The sequence below is a fragment of the Pseudomonas sp. SB113 genome, assembly GCF_040754745.1.
Taxonomy (GTDB): Bacteria; Pseudomonadota; Gammaproteobacteria; order Pseudomonadales; family Pseudomonadaceae; genus Aquipseudomonas; species Aquipseudomonas grimontii.
The window spans coordinates 39,699-65,340 of sequence record NZ_JBFMHW010000028.1; the positions used below are offsets into that span (position 1 = coordinate 39,699).

22 protein-coding genes are annotated in these 25,642 nt (G+C 62.4%); 10 read left to right on the forward strand and 12 right to left on the reverse strand.

The genetic code is table 11. From position 1 onward, the window contains the following. Positions 1–73 precede the first annotated feature (73 nt). The 4 genes from AB1462_RS26895 to AB1462_RS26910 form a co-directional block, all read right to left on the reverse strand. Positions 74–823, reverse strand: coding sequence for an alpha/beta fold hydrolase (locus AB1462_RS26895; RefSeq protein ID WP_090406082.1), 750 nt, complete (start codon positions 821–823; stop codon positions 74–76). A gap of 107 nt (positions 824–930) precedes the next feature. Next, positions 931–2,343: an efflux transporter outer membrane subunit gene (locus AB1462_RS26900; protein WP_259193228.1), complete on the reverse strand. Its 1,413-nt coding sequence runs from the start codon at positions 2,341–2,343 to the stop codon at positions 931–933. Continuing rightward, on the reverse strand, positions 2,336–4,306 hold the full coding sequence (locus AB1462_RS26905) for a MacB family efflux pump subunit (protein WP_146371672.1): 1,971 nt from the start codon (positions 4,304–4,306) through the stop codon (positions 2,336–2,338). The genes AB1462_RS26900 and AB1462_RS26905 overlap by 8 nt, the downstream gene beginning before the upstream one ends. Before the next feature lies 1 nt (position 4,307). Then, positions 4,308–5,477, reverse strand: coding sequence for an efflux RND transporter periplasmic adaptor subunit (locus tag AB1462_RS26910; protein ID WP_090406073.1), 1,170 nt, complete (start codon positions 5,475–5,477; stop codon positions 4,308–4,310). A gap of 256 nt (positions 5,478–5,733) precedes the next feature. Here AB1462_RS26910 and AB1462_RS26915 point away from each other — a divergent pair, with 256 nt between their 5' ends. The 4 genes from AB1462_RS26915 to AB1462_RS26930 all read left to right on the forward strand — a co-directional run bounded on the left by AB1462_RS26915 (position 5,734) and on the right by AB1462_RS26930 (position 9,830). Then, the gene (locus AB1462_RS26915) at positions 5,734–6,216 is read left to right on the forward strand and encodes a sigma-70 family RNA polymerase sigma factor (protein ID WP_090406070.1); all 483 of its coding nucleotides are present in this window, start codon (positions 5,734–5,736) and stop codon (positions 6,214–6,216) included. 119 nt (positions 6,217–6,335) lie between these two features. After that, positions 6,336–7,673, forward strand: coding sequence for a lysine N(6)-hydroxylase/L-ornithine N(5)-oxygenase family protein (locus AB1462_RS26920; RefSeq protein ID WP_090406067.1), 1,338 nt, complete (start codon positions 6,336–6,338; stop codon positions 7,671–7,673). Positions 7,674–7,779: 106 nt separating this feature from the next. Beyond that, a complete protein-coding gene (locus tag AB1462_RS26925; protein WP_027606175.1) occupies positions 7,780–9,000 on the forward strand; it encodes a putative DNA modification/repair radical SAM protein in 1,221 nt (406 codons plus the stop codon). Continuing rightward, positions 8,997–9,830, forward strand: a complete 834-nt coding sequence (locus tag AB1462_RS26930) for a TIGR03915 family putative DNA repair protein (RefSeq protein WP_367248423.1) — start codon at positions 8,997–8,999, stop codon at positions 9,828–9,830. Before AB1462_RS26925 ends, AB1462_RS26930 begins: the two co-directional genes overlap by 4 nt. Before the next feature lie 137 nt (positions 9,831–9,967). Here AB1462_RS26930 and AB1462_RS26935 read toward each other — a convergent pair whose 3' ends face one another. Both AB1462_RS26935 and AB1462_RS26940 read right to left on the reverse strand, forming a co-directional pair. After that, positions 9,968–10,465, reverse strand: a complete 498-nt coding sequence (locus AB1462_RS26935) for an Lrp/AsnC family transcriptional regulator (protein WP_090406061.1) — start codon at positions 10,463–10,465, stop codon at positions 9,968–9,970. A 117-nt stretch (positions 10,466–10,582) separates the two neighbouring features. Then, the gene (locus tag AB1462_RS26940) at positions 10,583–11,629 is read right to left on the reverse strand and encodes an ornithine cyclodeaminase (protein ID WP_367248424.1); all 1,047 of its coding nucleotides are present in this window, start codon (positions 11,627–11,629) and stop codon (positions 10,583–10,585) included. Between the two features lie 266 nt (positions 11,630–11,895). Here AB1462_RS26940 and AB1462_RS26945 point away from each other — a divergent pair, with 266 nt between their 5' ends. Then, positions 11,896–12,789 carry a GNAT family acetyltransferase gene (locus AB1462_RS26945; protein ID WP_367248426.1) on the forward strand — a complete coding sequence of 298 codons (894 nt, stop codon included), beginning with the start codon at positions 11,896–11,898 and terminating at the stop codon, positions 12,787–12,789. A gap of 742 nt (positions 12,790–13,531) precedes the next feature. Here AB1462_RS26945 and AB1462_RS26950 read toward each other — a convergent pair. The 5 genes from AB1462_RS26950 to AB1462_RS26970 form a co-directional block, all read right to left on the reverse strand. Then, complete coding sequence (locus AB1462_RS26950) at positions 13,532–14,551, reverse strand: branched-chain amino acid aminotransferase (protein ID WP_090406052.1); 1,020 nt, start codon at positions 14,549–14,551, stop codon at positions 13,532–13,534. An 82-nt stretch (positions 14,552–14,633) separates the two neighbouring features. After that, the gene (gene lpdA / locus AB1462_RS26955; RefSeq protein WP_259193234.1) at positions 14,634–16,013 is read right to left on the reverse strand and encodes a dihydrolipoyl dehydrogenase; all 1,380 of its coding nucleotides are present in this window, start codon (positions 16,011–16,013) and stop codon (positions 14,634–14,636) included. A gap of 4 nt (positions 16,014–16,017) precedes the next feature. Then, positions 16,018–17,280, reverse strand: a complete 1,263-nt coding sequence (locus AB1462_RS26960) for a dihydrolipoamide acetyltransferase family protein (protein ID WP_315339046.1) — start codon at positions 17,278–17,280, stop codon at positions 16,018–16,020. Then, on the reverse strand, positions 17,281–18,339 hold the full coding sequence (locus tag AB1462_RS26965; RefSeq protein WP_032888135.1) for an alpha-ketoacid dehydrogenase subunit beta: 1,059 nt from the start codon (positions 18,337–18,339) through the stop codon (positions 17,281–17,283). 1 nt (position 18,340) lies between these two features. Then, positions 18,341–19,576 (reverse strand): 3-methyl-2-oxobutanoate dehydrogenase (2-methylpropanoyl-transferring) subunit alpha, encoded by a 1,236-nt coding sequence (locus AB1462_RS26970; RefSeq protein ID WP_090406042.1) that lies wholly within the window; start codon positions 19,574–19,576, stop codon positions 18,341–18,343. A gap of 195 nt (positions 19,577–19,771) precedes the next feature. On the opposite strand from AB1462_RS26970, the gene AB1462_RS26975 reads away from it, so the two are divergent. Together AB1462_RS26975 and AB1462_RS26980 are read left to right on the forward strand one after the other, a co-directional pair. Then, positions 19,772–20,254 (forward strand): Lrp/AsnC family transcriptional regulator, encoded by a 483-nt coding sequence (locus AB1462_RS26975; RefSeq protein WP_027606189.1) that lies wholly within the window; start codon positions 19,772–19,774, stop codon positions 20,252–20,254. A gap of 175 nt (positions 20,255–20,429) precedes the next feature. After that, a complete protein-coding gene (locus tag AB1462_RS26980; RefSeq protein ID WP_367248429.1) occupies positions 20,430–22,055 on the forward strand; it encodes a methyl-accepting chemotaxis protein in 1,626 nt (541 codons plus the stop codon). Positions 22,056–22,112: 57 nt separating this feature from the next. Here the strand turns inward: AB1462_RS26980 and AB1462_RS26985 are convergent, their stop codons facing one another. After that, positions 22,113–22,976 carry an MBL fold metallo-hydrolase gene (locus AB1462_RS26985; protein ID WP_259193236.1) on the reverse strand — a complete coding sequence of 288 codons (864 nt, stop codon included), beginning with the start codon at positions 22,974–22,976 and terminating at the stop codon, positions 22,113–22,115. Between the two features lie 94 nt (positions 22,977–23,070). Here AB1462_RS26985 and AB1462_RS26990 point away from each other — a divergent pair, with 94 nt between their 5' ends. From AB1462_RS26990 to AB1462_RS27000, 3 genes are read left to right on the forward strand one after another with little or no spacing between them, the layout of a single operon-like run. Then, entirely contained in the window at positions 23,071–23,406 is a 336-nt protein-coding gene (locus AB1462_RS26990) for a helix-turn-helix transcriptional regulator (RefSeq protein ID WP_017527038.1), read from the forward strand. A gap of 51 nt (positions 23,407–23,457) precedes the next feature. Beyond that, positions 23,458–24,702: an FAD-dependent oxidoreductase gene (locus tag AB1462_RS26995; RefSeq protein WP_367248431.1), complete on the forward strand. Its 1,245-nt coding sequence runs from the start codon at positions 23,458–23,460 to the stop codon at positions 24,700–24,702. Beyond that, complete coding sequence (locus tag AB1462_RS27000) at positions 24,703–25,509, forward strand: sulfite exporter TauE/SafE family protein (protein WP_367248433.1); 807 nt, start codon at positions 24,703–24,705, stop codon at positions 25,507–25,509. Positions 25,510–25,642 lie beyond the last annotated feature (133 nt).

Genomic DNA, 25,642 nt, shown 5'->3' on the forward strand with positions numbered 1-25,642 from the left:
CACTTAATAACGATTGAGGGAGAGCGTCAACGCAGGGTGTCGTTTTCGGCAGCAACAGGTCGTAAACGACGCGTTACTGCGTGCCATCCGCGTCCAGGCAGCGTGTCGACGGTGGCGGCTTTTTGCCGAAGGCCAGGAAGTCGCCCACCCAGCGGTTGATACAACCACCGGCGTCCGGTTTGGCGGGTTCCTTGAGGCGCAACTGTTCGACCTTAAGCGTGCCGGCCATGTCGTGTTCGGCGTTGACCAACACCATGCGTGCGACGCGATCTGGAAACCGCGCGGCATAGCGGCTGCCCAGGCGCGTGGCGCTGGTGTCACCCAGGTAATGCAGCTGTGCGTCGCCCAGTTGGGCGCGTACATACTCCATGTCCCGTACGGCCTGTTCGACGTCATGCTCCTGAGTGAGGTCGCGGGGGCCGAGTTCGATAACGTCGTAGCGGTTGAGCAGCGTGCGATAGGCTTGCGTGGAATAGCGGTGCCAGCGGCTGGCGAGGTGAATGGCGAAGGTACTTACGTGGTCTTTTGGTGGCGTGTCGCCGGCCTGGGCGAATACCAGGCCCTCGCGGTTCAGCGGATCGCGGGCGCCGACACGGGTCAGGTAGAGGCGCTGTTTGCCCTGCCGGGGGACGGCGTAGTTGAGGGGGACGGTGACGATGCCGCACTGGGTACGCGACAGCACCTCGGGGTCCAGCCGTTCGACGCTGGGGAGGGGGCAGTCGAGCAGCCAATCGATGGCAGTGGGTTTGATCAGTGGCTCTGCCTGGCCAAGGTTTGCCATCAACCAGAGACAGCCACACGCGAGGTGTTTTGTAACATTCATCAAGAGATCCCGGGCAGCCGTGTAATGGCGGCTTTTTTACCAAGGATCCTTAGGCGAAGAATGTAGGGGTGGTAGACGACTGGTGTACGAAACTGGAGTTTCGTTTATCAGATGCTGGTTTTCCAACCGCCGCCCAATGCCTTGTACAGCGCGATGCTGGCCTGCAGGCGTGACAGTCGCAATTGCACGTTCAAGTCCTGGGCGGCATACAGGGTGCGCTGGGTTTCCAGTACCGTCAGCAAGTCTTCGGCACCCGCCTGGTAGCGGCTTTCGGCGATCTGGAAGGCCGTCCGGGCCTGTTGCAGTTCTTCCGTTTGCCATTGGCGCTGCTGGTCCAGGCGCGTGATGCTGCTGAGGGCTTTTTCCACATCGGCAAACCCGTTGATGATCGCGCCTCGGTAGGTGTACAGCAGCTCATCCTGGCGTGCGCGGACCTTGTCCCGTTCGGCGCTTAAACGGCCGTTGTTGAAGATCGGCCCGACCAGGCCGGCGGTCAGCGTGTAGTAGGGGCTGCGCAGGACGTCCAGGGCCTTGTAGGCGTCGGAGCCGAGTGTGGCGCCGAGGGTCAGGGCTGGCAGCATGGCGGCGCGGGCCACGGTGACATCCGCTTGCGCTGCCGCCAGTTGGGCCTCGGCCTTGGCGATGTCCGGCCGGCGACTGAGCAACTGGCTGGGCATGCCGGCGCCGATGGTGGGCCAGGCCAGGTCCTGGAAGGGTTCGGTGCCCAGGTCCAGGGCCTGGACCGGCTGGCCGAGGAGGGCGGCGAGGGTGATTTGGGATTCTTCGACCAGTTGTTGAATCAACGGCAGTTGGCGTTGCTGGCTGGCCACCAGGCTTTTCTGCTGGGCCAGTTCGAGGGCCGTGGCGGAGCCCGCGTCGTAGCGGGTTTGCACTAGGTCAAGCACGTTACGTGCGTTGGCCAGGTTCAACTCGGCGATCTGTTGGCGCTGGCGCGCGGCCAGGGTTTGCGCGTAGCGGTCGGCCACGTTGCTGAGCAGGGTCAGTTCCACGGTGGCCTGGTCGAACTCGCTGGCACGCAGGCTGTGCAGGGCGCTGTCACGGGCAGCGGCGCGGCCTCCCCAGAAGTCCACCTCATAGCTGGCGGTAAGGTTGGCACCGAAATTGTCCACGGCGTCATCGCTTTGCGAGGCGTCCAGCTCCGGCCCGCCGGGGCCGTGCAGCAGTTTCTGGTGACTGGTGGCGAGGTTGAACTTCACCTCGGGCAACAGCGGTGCCCCGGCGATCACCGCACTGGCCTGGGCCTGGCGCACGCGGGCCATGGCGGCGGCGACGTCGACACTGTCATGGCGGGCCTGCTCGACCAGGCGGTTCAACTGCGGGCTGCCGAACTGCGTCCACCAGCGCTGGTTGGTGGCCTGGGCCGCGTCGCGCTCGGCGAACTGCCAGGCGGCTGGCGCTGCAATGCCGCTGTCCACGGCGGGCGGTTCACCGGCGCAGGCAGTGAGCAGCAGGCACAGGCTAAATGCAGACAGGTGCGAGGGGATGGATCGTTTATTCACTGGTCAACGCCTTAACCGGATCGAGCCGGGCAGCTTTACGGGCCGGCATGAAGCCGAATACGACGCCGGTGACCAGTGCGCAACCAAACGCGCCAAGCACCGCCACCAGGGAAAACTGCACCGCCACCTGGGCCAGTACCAGCATGCCGCCAACCAGCAGGGCCAGGGCGATACCGCACAGGCCGCCGACCACCGAAAGCATCACCGCCTCGGTCAGGAACTGGCGCAGGATGTCGCGCTGGCGCGCGCCGGTGGCCATGCGGATGCCGATCTCGCGCGTCCGTTCACGCACGGTCATCAGCATGATGTTCATCACGCCAATACCGCCTACCAGCAGGGAAATCGCAGCAATCGAGCCGAGCATCAGCGACAGGGTGTTCTGGGTGTGCGCCTCGGCCTGGATCATCGCCGCGTTGTTGGTCAGCTCGTAGTCGCGCTTGCCGTTGTGCAGCTTTTGCATCAACTGATCGATGGCCACCTCGGCCTCGCGGACCTTGCGCGCATCGGCGGCGGCAATCACCACGTATTCGGGGTTGTAGCTGCCGAACAGCCGCACGCTGGCGGCGGTGTAGGGGATGGCGATACGGTCATCGCTGTCCTTGTTACCGGAGCTGGCGCCTTTTTCCGCCAGCACGCCGATCACTTGGAACGGTACGTTTTCAATCAGGATGTACTGGCCGATGGGGTCGACTTCACCCTTGAACAGCTTTTCACGCACGCGATGACCGATCACGGCCACGGTGGCGGCCGCACGCTCGTCGGCCGCCGTGAAGTAACTGCCCTCGACCACCGGCCAATTGAAAATATCCGGGAAGTTGGTGTCATTGCCGCCCACATAGGCCATGTAGTCGACGTTGCCGAAGCGCACCCCGGCTTCGCTGCCGTTGACCGGCATGATGCGTTGGACCTGGGGTAATGCCGCGAGTGCGTGGACGTCATCGATGGTGACGATACCCGGCGGCGTGCGCGGGTTGGGCGACGATCCGCTGAGGTAGATAATGTTGGAGCCGAACGCCCCCATCTGCGCCATGACCTGGCGCTTGCTGCCCTCACCGACGGCCAGCATCACTACCACCGAGGCCACGCCGATGATGATCCCCAGCAGGGTCAGTGCGGTGCGGAAACGGTTGATCCACATCACCCGCCAGGCGGCTTGCACCGCGTCGAGCAATTCGGCTTTCCACGCGCCATTGTGTTCGGCGCCGTCGGCCAGGCGCTGGCGCAGGTCCACGGCTTGCAACGCACCGCGGGTGGCCGGTGGCGGGGCTGCGCCGTCATCGGCCGAGTCACTGATGATCAGGCCGTCGCGAATTTCAATCATGCGGTTGGCGCGCGCCGCCACTTCACGGTCGTGGGTGATCAGGATCACCACGTGGCCCTGGCTGGCCAGTTCGTCCAGCAGGGTCATCACCTCGGCGCCGCTGTGGCTGTCGAGGGCGCCGGTGGGTTCATCGGCGAGGATGATATGGCCGCCGTTCATCAGCGCCCGAGCGATAGAGACGCGCTGTTGCTGCCCGCCGGACAGCTGGTGCGGCCGGTTGCCGGTGCGCTCGGCCAGGCCCAGGCGGGTGAGCAGCGCATGGGCGCGGGCATGGCGCTCGGCGGCGCTGATACCGGCGTAGATCGCCGGCATCTCGACGTTCTCCTGGGCCGAGCCCGAGGGGATCAAGTGGTAGCCCTGGAACACAAAGCCAAAGGCCTCGCGGCGCAGCCAGGCGAGTTCGTCGCTGTCCAGGTGGGCGACGTTTTCCCCGGCGAACAGGTACTCGCCTGTGCTGGGGCGGTCGAGGCAACCGAGGATATTCATCAGCGTGGACTTGCCGGAACCGGAAGCCCCGACGATGGCGACGAATTCCCCGGCATGGATCGACAGGTCGATGCCGCGCAACACATCGACCTGCGGGCTGTCGCCGCCGCCGTAGGATTTGCGGATGTTCTTGAGTTCGATCAGCGGCGTGGTCACCTCAACCCCCGTTGCCGTCGGCCGGGCCGATCAGCAGGTGATCGCCTTCGTGCAGGCCGTCGAGTACTTCGACCCGCAGGCGATCACTGATGCCCAGGCGCACTTCACGTTCTTCGATGCGGCCGTTGGTGGCGACCACGCGGGCGATCTGCTTGTCGGCACTTGAGGTGCCCAGCAGCGCGGCGACCGGCGCGGTGAGGACGTCCTTGGCCTGGCTGGCGACGAAAAACACCTGGGTGGTCATTTCGGCCATCAAGGCGTTGTCGCCGTTGTCCACATCCAGCAGCACGGTGTACAGCACCACGCGGCCGGTACCGCTTTTGCCGGAGCTGTTGGGGCTGCCGCTGCCTTGGGTTTCATTCAGTGGCTTGGGTGGGATCGGCAGGATCTGGCGCACGGTGCTGGTCCAGCGCCGGTTGCCGCCGCTGAGGGTGGTGAAATAGGCGGTCATGCCGGGTTTGACGTGGCCGATGTCGGCTTCCGAGACTTCGGCCCACACGGTCATCGGCGACAATTTGGCGATGCGCAGGATCAGCGGCGTCTGCTGCTGGGCATTTAGGGTCTGGCCGACCCGCGCGTCTACCGCGACCACGGTGCCGGTCATCGGTGCGTAGATGCGCGTGTAGCCCAGTTCCGCTTCATCGCTGCGCAGGCTGGCCTGGGCCTGGAGAATCTGGGCCTGGAACATGTCCATCCGGGCCTGGGTGGCGCTCAGTTCGGCCTTGGCGGTTTGCACGTCTTCCTCGCGCGTGGCGTTGCCTGCGGCCAGGCGCTGCTGGCGTTGGTACTTCTGGCGCGCCAGTGCGTGCTGGGCCTTTTGCTCCTGCAACTGCGCCTTGAGGTTTTCGATGGCATAACGGCTGGCGTCGAGCTTGGCTTTTTGCGTGGAAGGGTCGATCTCCACCAGCAATTGGCCTTCCTGCACCTGATCGCCGGCTTCAACGTGGATCTTGCGGATCTGCCCGGACGCCTGGGCGCCCACGTCGACATAACGGCGCGGTTGCAGGGTGCCCAGGGCCGTGACGCTGTTTTCGATATTGCCGCGGGTGACGGTGACGGTGGTCAGGGTCTCACGCCCCGGCGGCAACACCTGCCAGGCGGCGACGGCGATGATGGGAATCAGGCACGCGATAGCTAGCAAGGCGCGTCGGGCAGGGCGAGGGCGTTTCATGCTTAGGTTCCAGCCAGGAAAGTTCAGAGCGCAGTTGCGCAGAGCTGACAGTTAAACGAGAGAATTGGCCGAGGATTTAGGCCCTTACATAAGCGGTTACAGGTCTTGTGCGAAAAAAAATCGGCCTGTGGATGCAAGTCTTGTTTAAAAGTAGATGAGAATTACTATAAATTGCACCTACCCAAACTGCCATTACTGAATACGCTGTCTTTTTTGCACCCAAGGACCTAATGCCGCGGCCTGGAGGCCAGGAGTCATGTTGGAAAACTACTATCGCGAGCTGGTGTGCTTCCTCAACGCCAAGCTGGGCAACCGTCAGGTGGCCGAGGATGTGGTGCATGACGCTTACGTCCGGGTGCTGGAACGATCCAGCGGTACCCCCATCGAACAGCCGCGCGCCTTTTTGTATCGCACCGCGCTGAACCTGGTGATCGACGGCCACCGGCGTAACGCCTTGCGCCAGGTCGAACCCCTGGATGTACTCGACAGCGAGGAGCGCTTCGCCGCCTGTTCGCCCCATGCCACCCATGCCTACGCCCAACGCCTGGCCATGCTCGAACGCGCCCTGGCCGAGCTGCCGGCGGCCTGTCGCGACAGCTTTCTGCTGCGCAAGCTTGAGGGCCTGAGCCACCTGCAAATCGCCGAGCGCCTGGGTATTTCCCGCACCCTGGTGGAAAAACACATCGTTAACGCCATGAAGCATTGCCGGGTGCGGATGCGCGAGTGGGACGCGCACTGATCGCTGATCAGTTAAATTTTAATTCACTGTCCTCGTTTCCTATCAACACATGACCTGTTGTGCAGGTCTCGAAGGTATTCCCGCCCCACCGCCAAGGGGCTTATCCAGAGGACACTGGAATGACACAGGCAATTGCTTCGCCCGCGGTTCACGACTTGATCGGTATCGGTTTTGGCCCTTCGAACCTGGCGCTGGCCATCGCCCTGCAGGAGCGCGAAAAGGCGCAGGGCAAACTGGACGTACTGTTTCTCGACAAACAGGCCGATTACCGCTGGCACGGCAATACCCTGGTGACCCAGAGCGAGCTGCAGATTTCGTTCCTCAAGGACCTGGTGACCCTGCGCAACCCCACCAGCCCGTACTCCTTCGTCAATTACCTGAAAGCCCACGACCGCCTGGTGGACTTCATCAACCTGGGCACCTTTTACCCGTGCCGCATGGAGTACAACGACTACCTGCGCTGGGTCGCCGGGCAGTTCCAGGCCCAGGCCCGCTACGGCGAGGAAGTGCTGGCCATCGAGCCGATCCTGCACCAGCAGCAGGTGGAGGCGCTGCGCGTGATCTCCCGCGATGCGGTGGGCGAGCAGCATGTGCGCACTACGCGTTCGGTGGTGGTCAGCGCCGGCGGCACGCCGCGCATTCCCGAAACATTCAAGGCCCTCAAGGGCGACAGCCGGGTGTTCCACCATTCCCAGTACCTGGAGCGCATGGCCACCCAGCCTTGCGTGGACGGCAAGGCGATGCGCATCGCAATCATCGGTGGTGGCCAGAGCGCGGCCGAAGCCTTTATCGACCTGAATGACAGCTTCCCGTCGGTGCAGGTCGACATGATCCTGCGCGGTTCGGCGCTCAAGCCGGCCGATGACAGCCCGTTCGTCAACGAAGTGTTCTCGCCGGCCTTCACCGACCTGGTGTTCCAGCAAGTCGGTGCCGAGCGCGAGCGCCTGGTCGCCGAGTACCAGAACACCAACTATTCGGTGGTCGACCTCGACCTGATCGAGCGCATCTACGGGATTTTCTACCGCCAGAAAGTCTCCGGCATCGCCCGCCAGGCCTTCCGCACCATGACCGTGGTCGAGAAGGCGACCCCCGGCCCCCTGGGCATCGAACTGGCCCTGCGCAACAACGCCAATGGCGAAACCAGCGTCAACCATTACGACGCGGTGATCCTTGCCACCGGCTACGAGCGCGAGACGCATCGCGCACTGCTGGCGCCGCTGGAGGAATATCTGGGCGATTTTGAAGTCGCGCGCGACTACCGCATCGTCACCGATGAGCGCTGCAACGCCGGCATCTACATCCAGGGCTTCAGCCAGGCCAGCCATGGCTTGAGCGATACGTTGCTGTCGGTGCTACCGATTCGTGCGGATGAGATTGCGGCGTCGCTGTTCGAAAACGACCGTAGCCGTGGCAAGGGCCGTTCGGTGCAGGATCTGCTCCTGGCCACCGCCAGTTGACGAAAGCTGCAAGCTGCAAGCTACAAGCTGCAGGCTCCAAGCTTGTAGCTTGTAGCTTGTAGCTATACTCTGATACTGTACAAAAAACCAGTATCGGTAGCCCTCCATGCAGTTGATCGAAAAACTCAGCATCCTTGCCGACGCCGCCAAGTACGACGCCTCCTGCGCCAGCAGTGGTGCGCCCAAGCGCAGTTCGGAGGGCAAGGCGGGGCTGGGTTCCACCGATGGCATGGGGATCTGCCACAGCTACACGCCGGACGGTCGCTGCGTGTCGCTGCTCAAGGTGCTGCTCACCAACTTCTGCCTCTACGACTGCCAATACTGCGTCAACCGCCGCTCCAGCGACGTGCCCCGCGCACGCTTCAGCCCGGAGGAGGTGGTCACCCTGACCCTGGATTTCTACAAGCGCAACTGCGTCAGCGGCCTGTTTCTCAGCTCCGGCATCATTCGTTCGGCCGACTACACCATGGAGCAGTTGGTGCGCGTGGCCAAACTGCTGCGCGAAGAGCATGACTTTCGCGGTTACATCCACCTCAAGACCATCCCCGAAGCCGACCCGGCGCTGATTGCCGAGGCCGGGCGCTACGCCGATCGCCTCAGCGTGAATATCGAACTGCCCACCGATGCCAGCCTGCAAACCCTGGCGCCGGAAAAACAGATCGTCTCGATCAAGCAGGCCATGCAGACCATCTACACCGGCGAGCAGACGGTCCTGAACGAACCCCGCGCGCCGCGTTTCGCCCCGGCCGGGCAGAGCACGCAGATGATCGTCGGCGCCGACGAGACCGACGACAGCACCATCCTTCACAGTGCCGAGGCGCTGTATGGCAACTTCAAGCTGCGCCGCGTGTATTACTCGGCCTTCAGCCCCATCCCCAACAGCCCGAAAAGCGTACCCCTGGCCGCGCCACCGTTGATGCGCGAGCATCGCTTGTATCAGGCGGATTTTTTGCTGCGCAGCTACGGCTTCAGTGCCAACGAACTGTTCGAAGGCCCCGGCCACCTGGCCCTGGACATCGACCCCAAGCTGGCCTGGGCCCTGGAGCACCGCGAGGTGTTCCCCCTGGACCTGAATCGCGCCGAGCCGACCTTGATCGCACGTATTCCGGGGATCGGCCTGCGCACCACCCAGCGCCTGGTGGACCTGCGTCGCGAACGCAAGATCCGCTTCGAAGACCTGGCACGCATGCGCTGTGTGCTGGCCAAGGCCAAGCCGTTTTTCATCACCAGTGACTACCACCCGCAACAGGCGGACAGCACCAGCGTGCTGCTGCGCGAACAGCTGCGCGACCGTCCGCAACCGCAACAGATGGGGTTGTGGGGATGATCAGCCTGGAATGCGATGACCTCTTCAGCACCTGGCGCGAACAGGCACGCTGGCTGCTCAGCCATCAGGTCGACCCGAGCCAGGTGAGTTGGGGCGAGGTGCAGGCGGCGGACCTGTTTGCGACCGATGAGCCGATCCCCGAAGGTTTGGGGCCGTTCCAGGCGCGAATTCCCAAGGCGCTGCTGGAGCTGTTGGAATCGGCCGCCTGTTACCACGGCGACCAGCGTTGGAGTGTGTTGTACGAAGTGCTGTGGCGCGTCAGCCATGGCGACCGCACCGCGATGCTGGCAGGGGATAAACTCGGCAGTGAGCTGCAGCGGCGCATCAAGCAGGTGAGTCGCGAGGCCCATCACCTGCATGCGTTCGTGCGCTTTATCGCCCTGCCGGCAGGGGCGGGGCCTGAGTTACCGGAGTACGTGGCCTGGCATGAACCGGCCCATGACATCCTCAAATCGGCCAGCCAGCATTTTGTCGGGCGCATGGGGCGCCATCGCTGGATGATCGCCACGCCGCTGGACGGGGTGTATTACGACGGTGAGCAGTTGATCCACCAGCGAAAGTGCCCCGAGGCATGGCAGCAGCTGGCGCAGAATGTCGAGGATCCCCACAGCGCGATGTGGCTGACCTACTACAGCCACATCTTCAACCCGGCGCGGTTGAACCCCAAGGTGATGGAGGGGCACTTGCCGAGTCGGTTCTGGAAGAATTTGCCGGAGGGCAAGCTGATCCCGGGGCTGATCAGCGAGGCGCGTACGGGGAAGCAGAAGGATGGGCAGGCGAAGCTGGTGGGGGTGCGCCAAGGTAAGAAAATCTTAAGCGGGCATGGTTAAAAATGTGGGAGGGGCGGTGCGACGATTCGACTTGCTCCCGATAGCAGTGTGTCAGTCAGCTCATCTTTCACTGACCCACCGCTATCGGGAGCAAGCCCCCTCCCACATTCGATCCTCATTGGCTTGGCGAGTGGGGCTCAGGCCAGTTCGATGGCGGTATTTTTCACCACCGCCAACTCCGGATGCGCAACCAACTTATCGATGTGCAGCTCATCATTGTTCAGCCAGATCTCCGATACCACCCGGTAGTGCTCCATATCCCGGCAGCGCATGCGCAGGCTGTAGTCGAACGGCCCGCTGATCAGTTGGCATTCGAACACCTGGGGGCAAGCCTTCATACACGCTTCGAAGGCCTTCTGCGCCGAGCGCCCGCTCTGGTTGGACAAGGCCACCAGCACCAGCAGCGACAGCCCTGGCGAGACCATCTGCACATCGATGATCGCGCCGTACCCACGGATCACTCCGCGTCGCTCCAGCTTGCGCACCCGCTCCAGGCAGGGTCTGGGGGTGAGGTGTACCAGCGACGAGAGCTTTTCGTAGGTGATACGCCCCTGATGGCGCAGTACTTCGATGATCGCCTCATCGATGCGATCCAGCGCAGGGGCGGAGTGGGGTCCGTTGGCCTTGGTATCCATGGGTTCACTTCAAGCGGTTGGGAAGAAGGGGAGCAAGCGTTCGTCGATTGCGTGACGAGTATGGTACGGCCTTCCCTGGCCAACGTCTGCACGACTTTGCCACTGGGCCTGCACGTGTCAGGCGCGTTTCTTCTGTTGCGCGGCAGGTTGGCGGGCCAAACGGGCAAACAGGTCCTTGGGGTCGGCCAACACGGGCACCAGTTCCAAGTCGCTGCCCAGGTCCAGTGCCTTGGCGGCATCCAACACATATCGAAGGGCTGAATAGTCCTCGATGGCAAACCCGACTGAGTCGAACAGCGTGATCTGTTGCGCATGTTCGCGGCCAGGGAGCTGGCCGTTGATCACCTGCCACAGTTCGGTCACTGGCGAGTCGTGCGGCATGTGCTGGATCTCACCTTCGATGCGGCTTTGGGGTTCGTACTCGACGATCACACGGGCGCGCTCGACGATGCGTCGGTCCAGTTCGGTCTTGCCCGGGCAGTCGCCGCCCACGGCGTTGAGGTGCATGCCCGGCTCAATCATCTCGTCGGTCAGAATGGTGGCGTAGGCTTTGTCGGCGGTAACGGTGGTGACGATATCCGCGCCTTTCACAGCGTCTGCCACGCTGGCGGCGAGGATCACCTTGATCGCCGGGAACGCTTTGAGGTTGGCTGCGAGCTTGGCGGTGGCCTTGGTGTCGATATCGAACAGGCGAATCTCGTCGATGCCGAGCATCGCGTGGAAGGCCAGGGCCTGGAACTCACTCTGGGAGCCGTTGCCGATCAACGCCATGCTGCGGCTGTTGTCACGTGCCAGATAGCGCGCCACCAGTGCCGAGGTGGCGGCAGTGCGGATGGCGGTGGTCAGGGTCATTTCGGCCAGCAGCAACGGTTTGCCGGTGTCCACATCGCCCAGAGCGCCGAATGCCATGACCGTGAGCATGCCCGCCAGCGTGTTTTTCGGGTGACCATTGACGTACTTGAAGGCATACAGCGAGGCGTCGGACACCGGCATCAGTTCGATCACACCCTCCGGGGAGTGATTGGCCAGACGTGCGCACTTCTCGAAATCCTGCCAGCGCAGGTAGTCGGCGCGAATGTACTCGGCCATTTCGATGAGGCAGGTTTGCAGGCCTTTTTGCGCGACCAGATAGCTGAGGTCGTTGACGTCGATGTAGCGGGTCATGGAGAGGCTCCTTGTTGTTCGAGAGGGGCTGCGGTGAACGCGGCGAGCGTTTTCTGCTGTGCGTAGCTCGGCGCAGCGAGCGTGGGCAGTCGGGCTATTGTCTGCGTTCGGGCCGATGAATCCCGGCTGAAACAAGGAGCGCGCCCAGCGGGTAAAGCTGAAAAGGTGGGTGATACAGCCGAATCGGCTGTTGGGTCTGTAATGGGATCAAAAGGCGGGAGAGGGTATTGTGGTATTTGCCATAGCTGTCTCAGCCAGGAGGAATCATGTCTACCGTCGTACGTCTTGCCCAATCCGACGATGCCGAAGGGATCAGCCAGGTCATCCTCGCGGCCTTGCACAGCAGCAATGCGCGGGATTATCCGGCGGATGTGATTGCCCGGGTGGCAAGCAACTTCACGCCGGACGCGGTGCTGGAGCTGCTCAAGCACCGCGTGGTGCTGGTGGCGGTCCAGGACCAGGTGATCGTCGCCACGGCTGCGTTGGATGCCAATGTGGTGCGCTCGGTGTTCGTCAACCCGGCGCTGCAAGGGCAGGGCATTGGCCGGTTGCTGATGCTTGAAATCGAACTGCGCGCGCGGGACGCGGGGGTGACGACGCTGAGTGTGCCGTCTTCGCTGACCGCCGAGCCGTTCTACACCAAGCTGGGTTTTCACACGGTACGCGATGTCTACCACGGCAATGAGCGCACGTTGGTGATGGAAAAGGCGCTGTTGTCGCGCCATCCCATCGGGCCGTACCGCGACCGCCAGCATCGGGCGCAGGTGGTGGCGTTATGGCAGGAGGCGTTTGGTTATGACACGGCGCATAACCTGCCGACCTTGGCGATCGATAAGAAACTGGCGGTCAATGACGGGCTGTTTTTCGTGGCGACCGACAAAAAAACCGTGATCGGGACGATTCTTGCCGGCTACGACGGCCATCGCGGCTGGTTGTATTCCGTGGCTGTGCACGCCGACTATCGGCGTCATGGCCTGGGGTCCTCGCTGGTGCGGCATGCGGAACAGGCACTGACGGCCTTGGGCTGCATGAAGATCAACCTGCAGATCACCGGTGGCAATGATGCGGTGGCGGGGTTTTACGAGGCGCTGGGGTATGGGGTGGAGGCGAGGATCAGCATGGGCAAGAAGATTGCCGAGAACATTCCGAAAGAATCTTGAATACGCCGGAGAGCAAATGTGGGAGGGGGCTTGCCCCCGATGGCCATGGGTATCTACACAATTTTCAGAGACTGGCGAGTTCCCCTGTGGCGAGCGGGCTTGTCGAATCGTCGCACCGCCCGCGTTGGGCTGCGAAGCAGCCCCACAACCAGCCTCCACAGAGTGTCTGATACACCGCGTTCTTCCTTACTGGGGCTGCTACGCAGCCCAACGCGGGACAAGCCCGCTCGCCACAACAGCCCTATCTGCCGGGCGTTCAGCGTTGAGCAAAAGTTGTGTAGATATCCATGTCCCAATGGCCATGGGTATCTACACAACGTTGTAGCCGCCAACGCTAACCACGATGCGAAGCGAGCCGCCCTTGATCTTGCTGTTGATCTTAGGCGCCCCGTTAAACCACGCTGGCCGGAATTCGATAGTGATTTGGGGGGTAAACCGGCAGGGATGCCGGTTTAGCCGCCCCGCGCCATGGATGGCGCGTGGCGGCGGCCACCCAAATCACTGTCGGATTACGGGCACACCGAGCCTGGGCGAGGTGCCGAGTGGTGGGGCGAAGCGTTTTGCTTACTTTTGCGCTTTTCAAAAGTGAGCCGCCGTAAGGACGGAACCCATAGCCGGCGTTACCGCAGCAAAGGATATGTACTCATTCCAACCCCAGCAAATGGTCGGCCCAGAGGCCGCCATCGGGGGCAAGTCGAATCGTCGCACCGCCCCTTCCCACATGGGTTATGCGTTGAAGCTGTTAGACCTTCACGATCCAACCCGCTGGCGCTTCTACGTCGCCGGTCTGCACGCCGGTCAGCTCTTTGTAGAGCTTCTGGGTGATCGGGCCGACTTCGGTCTCGCTGTGGAACACATGCAGCTGGCCGTTGTACTGGATACCGCCGATCGGCGAGATTACCGCAGCAGTACCGCAGGCGCCGGCTTCCTTGAACTGGTCCAGTTTGTCGATGAACACTTCGCCCTCGACCACTTCCAGGCCCAGGCGGGTCTGGGCCAGTTCGATCAGCGACAGGCGGGTGATGCCTGGCAGCACCGAAGGCGACTTCGGCGTGATGAACTTGTTGTCGTGGGTGATCCCGAAGAAGTTGGCCGAGCCGACTTCTTCGATTTTCGAGTGGGTCATCGGGTCCAGGTAGATCGCATCGGCGAAACCGGATTTTTTCGCTTCCGAGCCCGGCATCAGGCTGGCGGCGTAGTTGCCACCGACCTTGGCGGCACCGGTGCCTTGTGGCGCGGCGCGGTCGAAGGTGGATATCTGGAAGTTGTGTGGCACCAGGCCGCCCTTGAAGTAGGCGCCGACCGGGATGCAGAACACCGAGAAGATGAACTCCGGCGCGGTACGCACGCCAATGTTGTCACCGGTACCGATCACGAACGGGCGCAGGTACAGCGCGCCGCCGCTGCCGTACGGCGGGATGAACCGCTCGTTGGCCTTGACCACTTGTTTGCAAGCGTCGATGAATGCGTCGGTCGGGACGTGCGGCATCAGCAGGCGGGCGCAGCTGCGCTGCATGCGCGCGGCGTTCTGGTCCGGACGGAACAGGTTGATCGAGCCGTCCTTGCAGCGGTAGGCCTTGAGGCCTTCGAAGCACTGCTGGCCGTAGTGCAGGGCGGTAGAGCCCTCGCTGATGTGCAGCACGTTGTCGTCGGTCAGGGTGCCGGTTTGCCATTCGCCGTTTTTCCAGGTCTGGAGAAACCGCTTGTCGGTCTTGATGTAGTCAAAACCCAGCTTGTCCCAATTGATGCTTTCGTTACCCATGACACCCTCTATCTTTGGTCAAGTCGGTTTTTTTCTGAATGGGCGCAACAATACTTCATTCGCCGGTGCCTTAGCACCCCCTTCAAAGGTGCAAGGCATGCCCCAGCGCTCTTAACGCAGCTTCCTGCACCGCTTCACCCAGGGTCGGGTGAGCATGGATGGTGCCGGCCACGTCCTCCAGGCGCGAACCCATTTCCAGGCTCAGGCCGAAGGCGGTGGACAGCTCGGACACGCCGGCGCCGACCGCTTGCCAGCCCACGATCAGATGATTGTCACGTCTCGCCACCACCCGTACGAAGCCGGTTTTCGACTCCAGGGTCATCGCGCGGCCGTTGGCGGCAAACGGGAAACTCGACACGATGCAGTCCAGGCCGGCGGCCTTGGCTTCATCGGGCGTCTTGCCGACCACCACCAGTTCCGGGTCGGTAAAGCACACCGCCGGGATCGCCGCCGGGTTGAATTCGCGGTGTTGACCGCTGATCAGTTCGGCAACCATTTCGCCCTGGGCCATGGCCCGGTGCGCCAGCATCGGCTCGCCGCTCAGGTCGCCGATGGCATACACATTGCGCATGCTGGTCTGGCAGCGGCTGTCGATCCTGATCGCCGCGCCGTTCATCTCCAGGTTCAGCGCTTCGAGGTTCCAGCCCTGGGTATTGGGTTTACGACCCACGGCCACCAGCACCTGGTCCGTCGCCAGCGACAACGTGTCGCCATTCGGATCGCGCACTTGCAGGCTGTTGTGCTCGAAACCGGTGACGCTGTGCTTGAGGTACAGCTTCACGCCCAACTGCTTGAGCGATTCGTGAACCGGCTGCGTCAGCTCGGCGTCGTAGGCCGGCAGGATGCGGTCCTGCGCCTCGACCACACTGACCTCGGCGCCGAGCTTGCGATAGGCAATCCCCAGCTCCAGGCCGATGTAACCGCCGCCCACCACAATCAGGCGCTTGGGCACGCGGGTTGGCGCCAGGGCTTCGGTGGAGGAGATGATCGGCCCGCCAATCGGCAGCATCGGCAGGTTGACGCTTTTCGATCCGGTGGCCAGCAGCAGGTGTTCGCACTGGATGCGCTGGTCGCCGACGTCGACGGTCTTGCCGTCCACCACCGTGGCCCAGCCATGGATCACCTGCACTTTGTGCTTTTTAAGCAGTGCGGCGACGCCCGTGGTCAGGCGGTCGACGATGCCGTCTTTCCATTCCACGCTTTTGCGGATGTCCAGGGTCGGCACATCCACCTCGATTCCCAGTTGGGACCCCTGGCTGTGGTGCACGGTTTGCTGGAACTGCTCGGCCACGTGAATCAAGGCCTTGGACGGAATGCAGCCGATGTTCAGGCAGGTGCCGCCCAACGCCTGGCCTTCCACCAGGATCGTCGGGATGCCCAGCTGGCCGGCGCGAATGGCGGCCACATAACCGCCAGGGCCGCCGCCGATAATCAGCAGCGTGGTATGCAATGTCTGGGTCATGCCCTTACTCCAGGAACAGGCTGGCGGGTTGTTCGAGCAGGCCGCGAATGGCCTGGATGAATTGCGCCGCGTCCATGCCATCGACCACACGGTGATCGAAGGAGCTGGAGAGGTTCATCATCTTGCGGATCACGATCTGGCCCTTGATCACCATCGGCCGCTCAACGATACGGTTGACGCCGACGATGGCCACCTCTGGCAGGTTCAGCACCGGGGTGCTGACGATCCCGCCCAAGGCGCCCAGGCTGGTCAGGGTAATGGTCGACCCCGACAGTTCATCGCGACTGGCCTTGCCAGTGCGCGCGGCGCTGGCCAACCGCGCAATTTCCTCGGCATTGCCCCACAGGCTGCGCGCTTCGGCGTGACGCACCACCGGCACCATCAGGCCCACATCGCTCTGGGTGGCGACGCCCACATGCACCGCGCCGAGGCGGGTGATGACCTGGGCTTCGTCGTCGTAACGTGCATTGATCTGCGGGAAGTCCCGCAACGCCACGACCATGGCGCGCACGATAAACGGCAGCAACGTCAGCTTGCCGCGCGTGGCGCCGTGCTTCTCGTTGAGGTGCACGCGCAGCTCGTCGAGGGCGGTGACGTCGATCTCTTCCACATAGCTGAAGTGCGCGGCACGCCGGGTAGCGTCCTGCATGCGCTGGGCGATCTTGCGGCGCATGCCGATCACCGGGATCTGTTCTTCGTCGTTGCGTTCGGCGTAGGGGTTGGCTGGCGTCGAAGTTTTTGGCGCCCCTTGTTGCAGGTAGGCGTCAAGGTCTTCGTGCAGGATCCGCCCGGCGGGGCCGGAGCCCTGTACCAGACGCAGTTGAATCCCGGCATCCAGCGCGTGCTTGCGCACGGCGGGGGAGGCCAGGGGGCGTTCGTCGGCATCGCGGGCCACGGGGGCCTGTGCGGTCACGACGGGCGCGGGCTTGCTTTCAACCACCGGTGCAGGTTTGGCCTCGACAGTGGGCGCAGCCTTGGGCGCTTCTTTCGCCACCGGCACATCTTTGGCGTTGGCGTTGCCCGCACCTTCCACTTCAATGCTGATCAGAATACTGCCCACCGCCATGACTTCACCCGGCTCGCCGCCGAGGGCAATCACCTTGCCGTGGACCGGCGAGGGAATGTCCACCATCGCCTTGTCGGTCATCACATCCGCCAGCACCTGGTCTTCGACGACCATGTCACCGACCTTCACATGCCAGACCGACAGTTCAACTTCCGCGATGCCTTCGCCAATGTCCGGCATCTTGATAACGTGCGTGCCCATTCAGACCTCCATGACCCGTTTCAACGCCGCGCCCACTCGGGACGGGCCTGGGAAATACGCCCACTCCTGCGCGTGCGGGTAGGGGGTGTCCCAACCGGTGACGCGTTCGATCGGCGCTTCCAGGTGGTGGAAGCAATGCTCTTGCACCAGCGCCACCAGCTCGGCACCAAAGCCGCAGGTGCGGGTGGCTTCGTGCACCACCACGCAACGGCCGGTCTTCTTCACGGATTTGACGATGGTTTCCAGGTCCAGCGGCCACAGGCTGCGCAGGTCGATGACTTCGGCGTCGATGCCGGTTTCTTCGGCGGCGACTTGCGACACATACACGGTGGTGCCGTAGGTCAGCACGGTCACGGCCGAACCCGGACGCACGATGGCGGCCACGTCCAGCGGCACGGTGTAGTAGCCGTCCGGCACTTGCGCTTGCGGGTGTTTCGACCACGGTGTTACCGGGCGGTCGTGGTGGCCGTCGAACGGGCCGTTGTACAGGCGTTTAGGCTCGAGGAAGATCACCGGGTCATCGTTTTCGATCGAGGCGATCAGCAGGCCCTTGGCGTCATACGGGTTGGACGGCATCACCGTGCGCAGGCCGCAGACCTGGGTGAACACCGCTTCAATGCTCTGGCTGTGGGTCTGGCCGCCGTAGATGCCGCCGCCGCAGGGCATGCGCATGGTCAGCGGCGCGGTGAACTGGCCGGCCGAGCGATAACGCAGGCGCGCCGCTTCGGAGATGATCTGGTCGGTGGCGGGGTAGACGTAGTCGGCGAACTGGATTTCGGCCACCGGGCGCAGGCCATAGGCACCCATGCCCACGGCCACGCCGATAATGCCGCTTTCCGAGATCGGTGCGTCGAACACCCGCGAGCTGCCGTATTTGGTCTGCAAGCCTTCGGTGCAGCGGAACACGCCGCCGAAGTAACCCACGTCCTGGCCGAACACCACCACGTTATCGTCACGCTCAAGCATCACATCCATGGCAGAGCGCAGGGCCTGGATCATGGTCATGGTGGTGGTGGTCATGGCGGTTTCCAATTCGATGCTGTTGTTGTGATCGTTCATGTCAGATCCCCAACTCTTGACGCTGGCGCTTCAAGTGCTCCGGCATCTCTTTATAGACGTCTTCGAACATGGTCGCGGCGCTTGGAATCTGGCCACCGGCCAGGGTGCCGTACTGTTCGGCTTGTTTCTGCGCGGCGATCACCTCGGCTTCCAGTTCGGCACTGACCGCCGCGTGTTCCTCGTCGGACCACTGGCCACTCTTGATCAGGTGCTGCTTGAGACGGGCAATCGGATCGCCCAGCGGGAAGTGGCTCCAGTCATCGGCGGGGCGGTATTTGGATGGATCGTCCGAGGTGGAGTGCGGGCCGGCGCGGTAGGTGACCCATTCGATCAGGGTTGGCCCGAGGTTGCGGCGCGCACGCTCGGCAGCCCAGGCGGAGGCGGCGTACACCGCGATAAAGTCGTTGCCGTCCACGCGCAGGGAGGCGATGCCGCAACCGACGCCGCGTCCGGCGAAGGTGGTGGCTTCACCACCGGCGATGGCCTGGAAGGTGGAAATCGCCCATTGGTTGTTGACCACGTTGAGAATCACCGGCGCGCGGTACACGTGGGCAAAGGTGAGGGCGGTGTGGAAGTCGGATTCGGCGGTGGCGCCGTCGCCGATCCAGGCCGAGGCGATCTTGGTGTCGCCCTTGATTGCCGAGGCCATGCCCCAGCCCACACCCTGTACGAATTGGGTGGCGAGGTTGCCGGAAATGGTGAAGAAACCCGCGTCTTTTACCGAGTACATGATCGGCAGCTGGCGGCCCTTGAGCGGGTCGCGTTCGTTGGACAGCAGTTGGCAGATCAGGTCCACCAGCGGCACGTCGCGGGCCATCAGGATGCTTTGCTGGCGGTAGGTGGGGAAGCACATGTCGTCGATGTTCAAGGCCAGGGCCTGGGCGCTGCCGATGGCCTCTTCGCCGAGGCTTTGCATGTAGAACGACATTTTCTTCTGACGCTGGGCGACCACCATGCGGTTGTCGAAGATCCGCGTCTTGAGCATGGCGCGCATGCCTTTGCGCATGATTTCCGTGGAGACCCCTTCGGCCCACGGCCCCAGGGCCTGGCCCTGGTCGTCGAGCACGCGGATCAGGCCCTTGGCCAAGTCGGCGGTGTCGGCGGGTTCTACGTCGATGGCGGGTTTGCGCACCAGGCCGGCGTCGGTCAGGCGCAGGTAGGTAAAGTCGGTCTTGCAGCCTGGGCGGCCCGAGGGTTCGGGAACGTGCAGGCGCAGTGGGGCATACGGCTGATTCATGGCTTTCTACGCTCGATCTTGTGAATTTCTTGTAGTGGGCGCGCTAGCTGACAGTCAGTCTTCGGGTAGAAGAAATTTTGTCCTACAACAATCATAGGCGTGGCGTAGAAGAATATTTATCTATGTTTCATTGCGTCCGCGATCATTTGCGGATAAAAAAACTGCATAAACATAATAAACAGGTGATTTTGTCTCATGCGCAAACTGGACCGTACCGATATCGGCATTCTCAACGCCCTGCAGGAGAATGCGCGGATCACCAACGCCGACTTGGCCCGCTCGGTCAACCTGTCGCCCACACCGTGTTTCAACCGGGTCAAGGCGATGGAAGAACTGGGCCTGATTCGCGAGCAGGTCACGCTGCTCGACGCCGATTTGCTGGGGCTGCACGTCAACGTGTTTATCCATGTGAGCCTGGAAAAGCAGAACGAGCTGGCGTTGCAGCAGTTCGAAGGCGCGATTTCCGACCGGCCCGAGGTGATGGAGTGCTATTTGATGGCCGGCGATCCGGACTATCTGATCCGGGTGTTGGTGCCGACGATCCAGTCGCTGGAGCGGTTCATGATGGACTTTCTGACCAAGGTGCCGGGCGTAGCCAACATTCGCTCCAGCTTTGCTCTCAAGCAAGTGCGCTATAAGACGGCGCTGCCGTTGCCGCCGGGTGGGTTAATGGTTTGATCTCAACCTGGGTTACACACTAATCCTAATAGTTAGCTACGTAATAATCAGTGTGGATTTTTTATTTTTAGTTAATGAAAAATTGCATAAGCGGTCACGTATTTTTCACACTCCTTTCAACACATTAGCCCCATCAGGCCGTGAAGTTCGCGGCCCAGGAAAGGGGTGAGCCGTGATGTCCATGAGAGCCTTGAAGTTGAACTTTCGTACCACACTTTGTTTTGGTGTGGTGTGCCTTCTACTGTTGATACAAGGAGCAATGACGCTGATAAAAGTCGATAAAGTCTATTCATCGACAGTTGAAATCGAAAGTAACTGGCTTCCCAGTATTCGTTTGGCGGGTGAGATAGATTCGGCTTTTTACAAACTTCGCCTTGATCTGCGTCGTTATGCGATGGATATCGGCCGCCAGGATCCGGCCTCCCTGGAAAAACTCAAAGCCACACGCACGGAAGCCCTTGATCTTGCCGAGCGTTATGGACCGTTAGTCTCGAGCCCCGAAGAACGGGCCAAGTACAACGACGCCTTGACCGGCATAAAGAACTACAGCCAGAAGATGGATGAGTTTCTTGTGCAAGCCTCCACCCTGTCCGCTGAACAGATGTCGACCTATTTGCGTGACGTCAACGGGCCAATTGCCGTTGCTGTGCAGCGTTCGATCAGCGAGTTGATCGCGCTGAATGAACAGGGCTCCAAGGCGGCGGTGCAGGTGGCTTCCAGCGAATATGACGCGGCGCGCCTGTTCACCTGGATATTGATGGGCGCCTCCTTGCTGATCACCGTCGTGGTTGCAAGCCTGTTTACCCGCAGCATCATTACTCCGGTGCGTGAATTGTTGGTATCGACCGGCAAGATTGCCGACGGCGATCTGCGCGTGGCGATTGCCATCAATGGCAATGACGAGCTGACCGCGTTGCAACGGTCCACGGCGTCCATGCAGATGAACCTGAAAAGTACCTTGCAGCATATCTCGGAGGCGTCCGGGCAATTGGCTGCGGCGGCCGAGGAGATGAGCGCCATCACCCGCGAGTCCAGTGCCGGTATTGAACGTCAAAGCATGGAAACCGATCAGGCCGCCACGGCAGTTAACGAAATGACCGCGGCCGTGGAAGAAGTAGCGCGCAATGCGGTATCGGCTTCCCAGTCCACGCAGGACTCCCATCGCTCGGCCAAAATCGGCCAGGAGCGCGTGACGCAAACCATCGCCTCAATCGAGAAGCTCAGCGCCACGGTGCAGCAGACCGGCGTCGAAGTCGAAGGGTTGGCCAAGCAGGCACAGGATATTGCCCGAGTGGTTGAAGTGATCCGCTCGATTGCCGAGCAAACCAACCTGCTGGCCTTGAACGCCGCCATTGAAGCAGCCAGGGCAGGGGAGCAGGGCCGCGGCTTTGCGGTGGTGGCCGACGAAGTGCGGGCACTGGCCCATAGAACACAGAGCTCGACCCAGGAAATCGAGCAGATGATCGCGAAGATCCAGACGTGCTCCAGCGAAGCGGTGTCTTCCATGGCCGTCAACCGCAACGAAGCGGTGGATTCCTTGAAGATCGCCCATGAAGCGGGCCTGGCGATTACTCAGATCACCGAAGCCATTACCGACATCAATGAGCGCAACCTGTTGATCGCCACGGCCTCCGAGGAACAGGCCCATGTGGCCCGCTCGGTGGACCAGAACCTGATCAGCATCCGTGATCTTTCCATCCAGAGTTCTTCGGCGGCCGGCCAGACGTCGATCGCCAGCCAAGAGCTGTCGAGGCTGGCGGTGGATCTCAAGCAGGTCGTGTCGAAATTTGCCGTAGCCTGATCGCACCTGCGCAACGCCCCGGAGCATGGAACGGCATGGACGCCATGCAGGACGGCTTTAGAGCTGGTTCAACGGAATCTTCAAGTACACCACCCCGTTCTCCTCCGCTGGCGGCATATGGCCGGCCCGCACATTCACCTGGATCGCCGGCAACAACAGCGTGGGCATCCCCAGCCCGGCATCGCGTTGGGTGCGCATCGCCACGAACGCCGCTTCATCCACCCCGTCATGCACATGAATATTGCCCGCGCGTTGTTCCGCCACGGTGGTCAGGCATTTGGTCTCGCGACCTTCGGGCGGGTAGTCATGGCACACGTACAGTTGGGTGTCGGGGGCAAAGGCCAATAGCTTGCGCATCGACGCATACAACTGGCGCGCATCGCCGCCGGGGAAGTCGCAGCGGGCGGTGCCGACATCGGGCATGAACAGGGTGTCACCGACCAGGATCAAGCGGTCGTCGATCAAGTAGGCCATGTCTGCCGGGGTATGCCCGGGCACGTGCAGGGCCTGGGCCTTGATGTTGCCGATGTGGAAGATTTCATCCGGCGCAAACAGGTGATCGAACTGCGAGCCATCGACGCGAAATGCCGGCTCCAGGTTAAACAGGTGCTTGAACACGTCCTGCACCTTGCTGATGCATTGGCCGATGGCGATCTTGCCGCCCAGGGTGCGGCGCAGGTACGGCGCGGCCGACAGGTGGTCGGCGTGGGCGTGGGTTTCCAGCAGCCATTGCACCTGCAAGCGGTGCTCACGCACAAAGGCAATGACCTTGTCGGCCTGGGCGGTGTCGGTGCGTCCGGAGGCCGGGTCGTAGTTGAGCACCGAATCGACGATGGCGCAGGGGCCGCCGTCCGTTTCATAGACGACGTAGGTGTAGGTCGACGACGCCTCGTCCAGAAAGGAATGAATCAACGCTGACATGACGGCTGCCCCTGATGTTGAAAAAAGTGATTACAATCACTTTACATTTACACATAATGTTTTGAGCTTAAGTGACGCAAAGGACCCGAGGCAAATGGAATCTACTCTGAGTGAAGGTGAAGTCGCGCAGTTGCGCGCGTCGGCATCCAAGGCCTGTGCCTTGCTCAAGGCCCTGGCCAATGAGGATCGTTTGTTGATTCTGTGCCAACTGACCCAGGGCGAACGCAACGTCGGCGAGCTGGAAACCATGACCGGCGTACGCCAGCCCACACTGTCACAGCAGTTGGGCATCCTGCGTGACGAAGGGCTGGTCGCCACCCGTCGCGAGGGCAAGTACATCTTCTACGGGCTGGCCAGCCACGAAGTGATCCAAGTGATGAAAACCCTGTCCGGTCTTTACTGCGGCGCGGTGATAAAAAGCTGGGCGTGACGCCATACGGCAGCGACCCTTGTGTGCATTGACGATAAAAGGCAATAGACCATGACCGACCAACACTGGGGGCCAACCATCAGTGGCGATATCGTCGTCATCGGCGGCGGTTCGGCAGGCATCGGCCTGCTGGCCAGCCTGCTCAAGCGCGACCCCGACCTGAACATCACCCTTATCGAACCCAGCGACCATCACTGCTACCAGCCGGCCTGGACCCTGGTCGGCGGCGGTGCCTACGACCTGAAAAAGACCCGACGGCCCCTGGCCGACGTGCTGCCCAATGGCGTCACCTGGGTGCAGGCCGCCGTCACCGAACTGCTGCCGGACGAGCACACCCTGGTGCTCGACAGCGGCCAGCGCGTCAGCTGGAACAACCTGATCGTCTGCCCCGGCCTGCGCCTGGCCTGGGAGAAGGTCGAAGGCCTGGAAGAGACCCTGGGCCAGCACGGCGTCACCTCCAATTACAGCTACGAAAGCGCAGCCTACACCTGGCAACTGGTGCAGCAACTCAAGGGCGGCAAGGCGATTTTTACCCAGCCGGCCATGCCGATCAAATGCGCGGGTGCGCCGCAGAAGGCCATGTACCTGTCCTGCGATCACTGGCTCAGGCAGGGCGACCTCAAACACATCGACGTCGAATTCAACCTGGCCGGCGCGGCGCTGTTCGGCGTGGCGACTTTTGTGCCGCCGTTGATGAAGTACGTGGAAAAATACAACGCGCGCCTGGCGTTCAACGCCAACCTGGTCAAGGTCGACGGCCCGGCGCGCACGGCCTGGTTCGAGGTGAAGGATGCCGAGGGCAACGTCACGCGCGAGCAAAAATCCTTCGACCTGCTGCACGTGGTGCCGCCGCAAGTTGCCCCGGACTTTATCCGCCAAAGCCCGCTGGCCGACGCTGCCGGCTGGTGCGAGGTGAACCCCCACAGCCTGCAACACCTGCGCTACCCGCAGATCTTCGGCCTGGGCGATGTGTGCGGCACCAGCAATGCCAAGACCGCCGCCGCGGTGCGCAAGCAAATCGTGGTGGTCGCCGAAAACCTGCTGGCCCTGCGCAGGCAGGCGCCGCTGCCGCTCAAGTACGACGGCTATGGTTCGTGCCCGCTGACGGTGGAAAAGGGCAAGGTGGTACTGGCCGAGTTCGGCTACGGCGGCAAGTTGCTGCCGACCTTTCCCCTCGACCCGACCCGGGCACGCCGTTCGATGTGGTTTCTCAAGGCGACCTGGCTGCCGTGGTTCTACTGGAACGGCATGCTCAAGGGCCGCGAGTGGCTGACCCGTCTGAGCAAGGTGGACTGAATGTTGCTGGCCAGTGTGTTGGGCATGTTGATGGGCCTGGTCATGGGCCTGACCGGCGCGGGCGGCGGCATCCTCGGGGTGCCGGCGTTGGTGCTGGGGTTGGGCTTGACGATGACCCAGGCTGCGCCGGTGTCGTTGCTTGCGGTGGGGGCGGCAGCGGCCGTCGGTGCGATTGACGGCTTGCGCCACGGCCTGGTGCGTTACCGCGCCGCGCTGTTGATCGCGTTGCTCGGTGCGTTGTTTTCGCCGCTGGGGGTGTTTCTCGCCCACCAACTGCCGGAGCCGGTGCTGATGGGCCTGTTCAGTGCGCTGATGGTGCTGGTGGCCTGGCGCATGCTGCAGCGCGAAAAGCTCGAGGCCGGGCCGAGTGACCATGGCGCGGCGTCCTGGGGCCAGAAGAACTGCATGCTCAATCAACAGACCGGGCGCCTGGCCTGGACCGCCAAATGCAGCGCCACCCTGGCCGCACTGGGCGCGGTGACGGGGGCGGTCTCGGGCTTGCTCGGGGTCGGCGGCGGTTTTTTGATCGTACCGGCGTTCAAGCAACTCACCGACGTGCAGATGCGCGGCATCGTCGCCACGTCGCTGATGGTGATCAGCCTGATTTCGCTGATCGGCGTGGCCGGCGCGTTCCATGCCGGGGTGCGTATCGAACCCGTGGGCTGGGTGTTCATCGCGGCGAGTATCGTCGGCATTCTGATCGGCCGGCGCCTGTGCTCGGTGATTGCCGCACGCACCTTGCAGGTGGGGTTTGCCAGCCTGTGTGTGCTGGTGGCGGTCGGCATGCTGGTCAACGCCGTGCTCTGAACCTGAAATGCAATCCAAATGTGGGAGGGGCGGTGCGACGATTCGACTTGCCCCCTCCCACATTTGAATCTCCATTGTTTTGAGCAATTCATCCCATCGCATCCCCCCACCCAGTACCCAAGTAGCATAGGTC

Excerpts from the sequence above, each read along its gene's own strand:
- AB1462_RS26895 (WP_090406082.1), bottom strand. The coding sequence starts at position 823 with ATGAATGTTACAAAACACCTCGCGTGTGGCTGTCTCTGGTTGATGGCA.
- AB1462_RS26910 (WP_090406073.1), bottom strand. The coding sequence starts at position 5,477 with ATGAAACGCCCTCGCCCTGCCCGACGCGCCTTGCTAGCTATCGCGTGC.
- AB1462_RS26915 (WP_090406070.1), top strand. The coding sequence starts at position 5,734 with ATGTTGGAAAACTACTATCGCGAGCTGGTGTGCTTCCTCAACGCCAAG.
- AB1462_RS26920 (WP_090406067.1), top strand. The coding sequence starts at position 6,336 with ATGACACAGGCAATTGCTTCGCCCGCGGTTCACGACTTGATCGGTATC.
- AB1462_RS26925 (WP_027606175.1), top strand. The coding sequence starts at position 7,780 with ATGCAGTTGATCGAAAAACTCAGCATCCTTGCCGACGCCGCCAAGTAC.
- AB1462_RS26930 (WP_367248423.1), top strand. The coding sequence starts at position 8,997 with ATGATCAGCCTGGAATGCGATGACCTCTTCAGCACCTGGCGCGAACAG.
- AB1462_RS26935 (WP_090406061.1), bottom strand. The coding sequence starts at position 10,465 with ATGGATACCAAGGCCAACGGACCCCACTCCGCCCCTGCGCTGGATCGC.
- AB1462_RS26940 (WP_367248424.1), bottom strand. The coding sequence starts at position 11,629 with ATGACCCGCTACATCGACGTCAACGACCTCAGCTATCTGGTCGCGCAA.
- AB1462_RS26945 (WP_367248426.1), top strand. The coding sequence starts at position 11,896 with ATGTCTACCGTCGTACGTCTTGCCCAATCCGACGATGCCGAAGGGATC.
- AB1462_RS26950 (WP_090406052.1), bottom strand. The coding sequence starts at position 14,551 with ATGGGTAACGAAAGCATCAATTGGGACAAGCTGGGTTTTGACTACATC.
- lpdA (WP_259193234.1), bottom strand. The coding sequence starts at position 16,013 with ATGACCCAGACATTGCATACCACGCTGCTGATTATCGGCGGCGGCCCT.
- AB1462_RS26960 (WP_315339046.1), bottom strand. The coding sequence starts at position 17,280 with ATGGGCACGCACGTTATCAAGATGCCGGACATTGGCGAAGGCATCGCG.
- AB1462_RS26965 (WP_032888135.1), bottom strand. The coding sequence starts at position 18,339 with ATGAACGATCACAACAACAGCATCGAATTGGAAACCGCCATGACCACC.
- AB1462_RS26970 (WP_090406042.1), bottom strand. The coding sequence starts at position 19,576 with ATGAATCAGCCGTATGCCCCACTGCGCCTGCACGTTCCCGAACCCTCG.
- AB1462_RS26975 (WP_027606189.1), top strand. The coding sequence starts at position 19,772 with ATGCGCAAACTGGACCGTACCGATATCGGCATTCTCAACGCCCTGCAG.
- AB1462_RS26980 (WP_367248429.1), top strand. The coding sequence starts at position 20,430 with ATGTCCATGAGAGCCTTGAAGTTGAACTTTCGTACCACACTTTGTTTT.
- AB1462_RS26985 (WP_259193236.1), bottom strand. The coding sequence starts at position 22,976 with ATGTCAGCGTTGATTCATTCCTTTCTGGACGAGGCGTCGTCGACCTAC.
- AB1462_RS26990 (WP_017527038.1), top strand. The coding sequence starts at position 23,071 with ATGGAATCTACTCTGAGTGAAGGTGAAGTCGCGCAGTTGCGCGCGTCG.
- AB1462_RS26995 (WP_367248431.1), top strand. The coding sequence starts at position 23,458 with ATGACCGACCAACACTGGGGGCCAACCATCAGTGGCGATATCGTCGTC.
- AB1462_RS27000 (WP_367248433.1), top strand. The coding sequence starts at position 24,703 with ATGTTGCTGGCCAGTGTGTTGGGCATGTTGATGGGCCTGGTCATGGGC.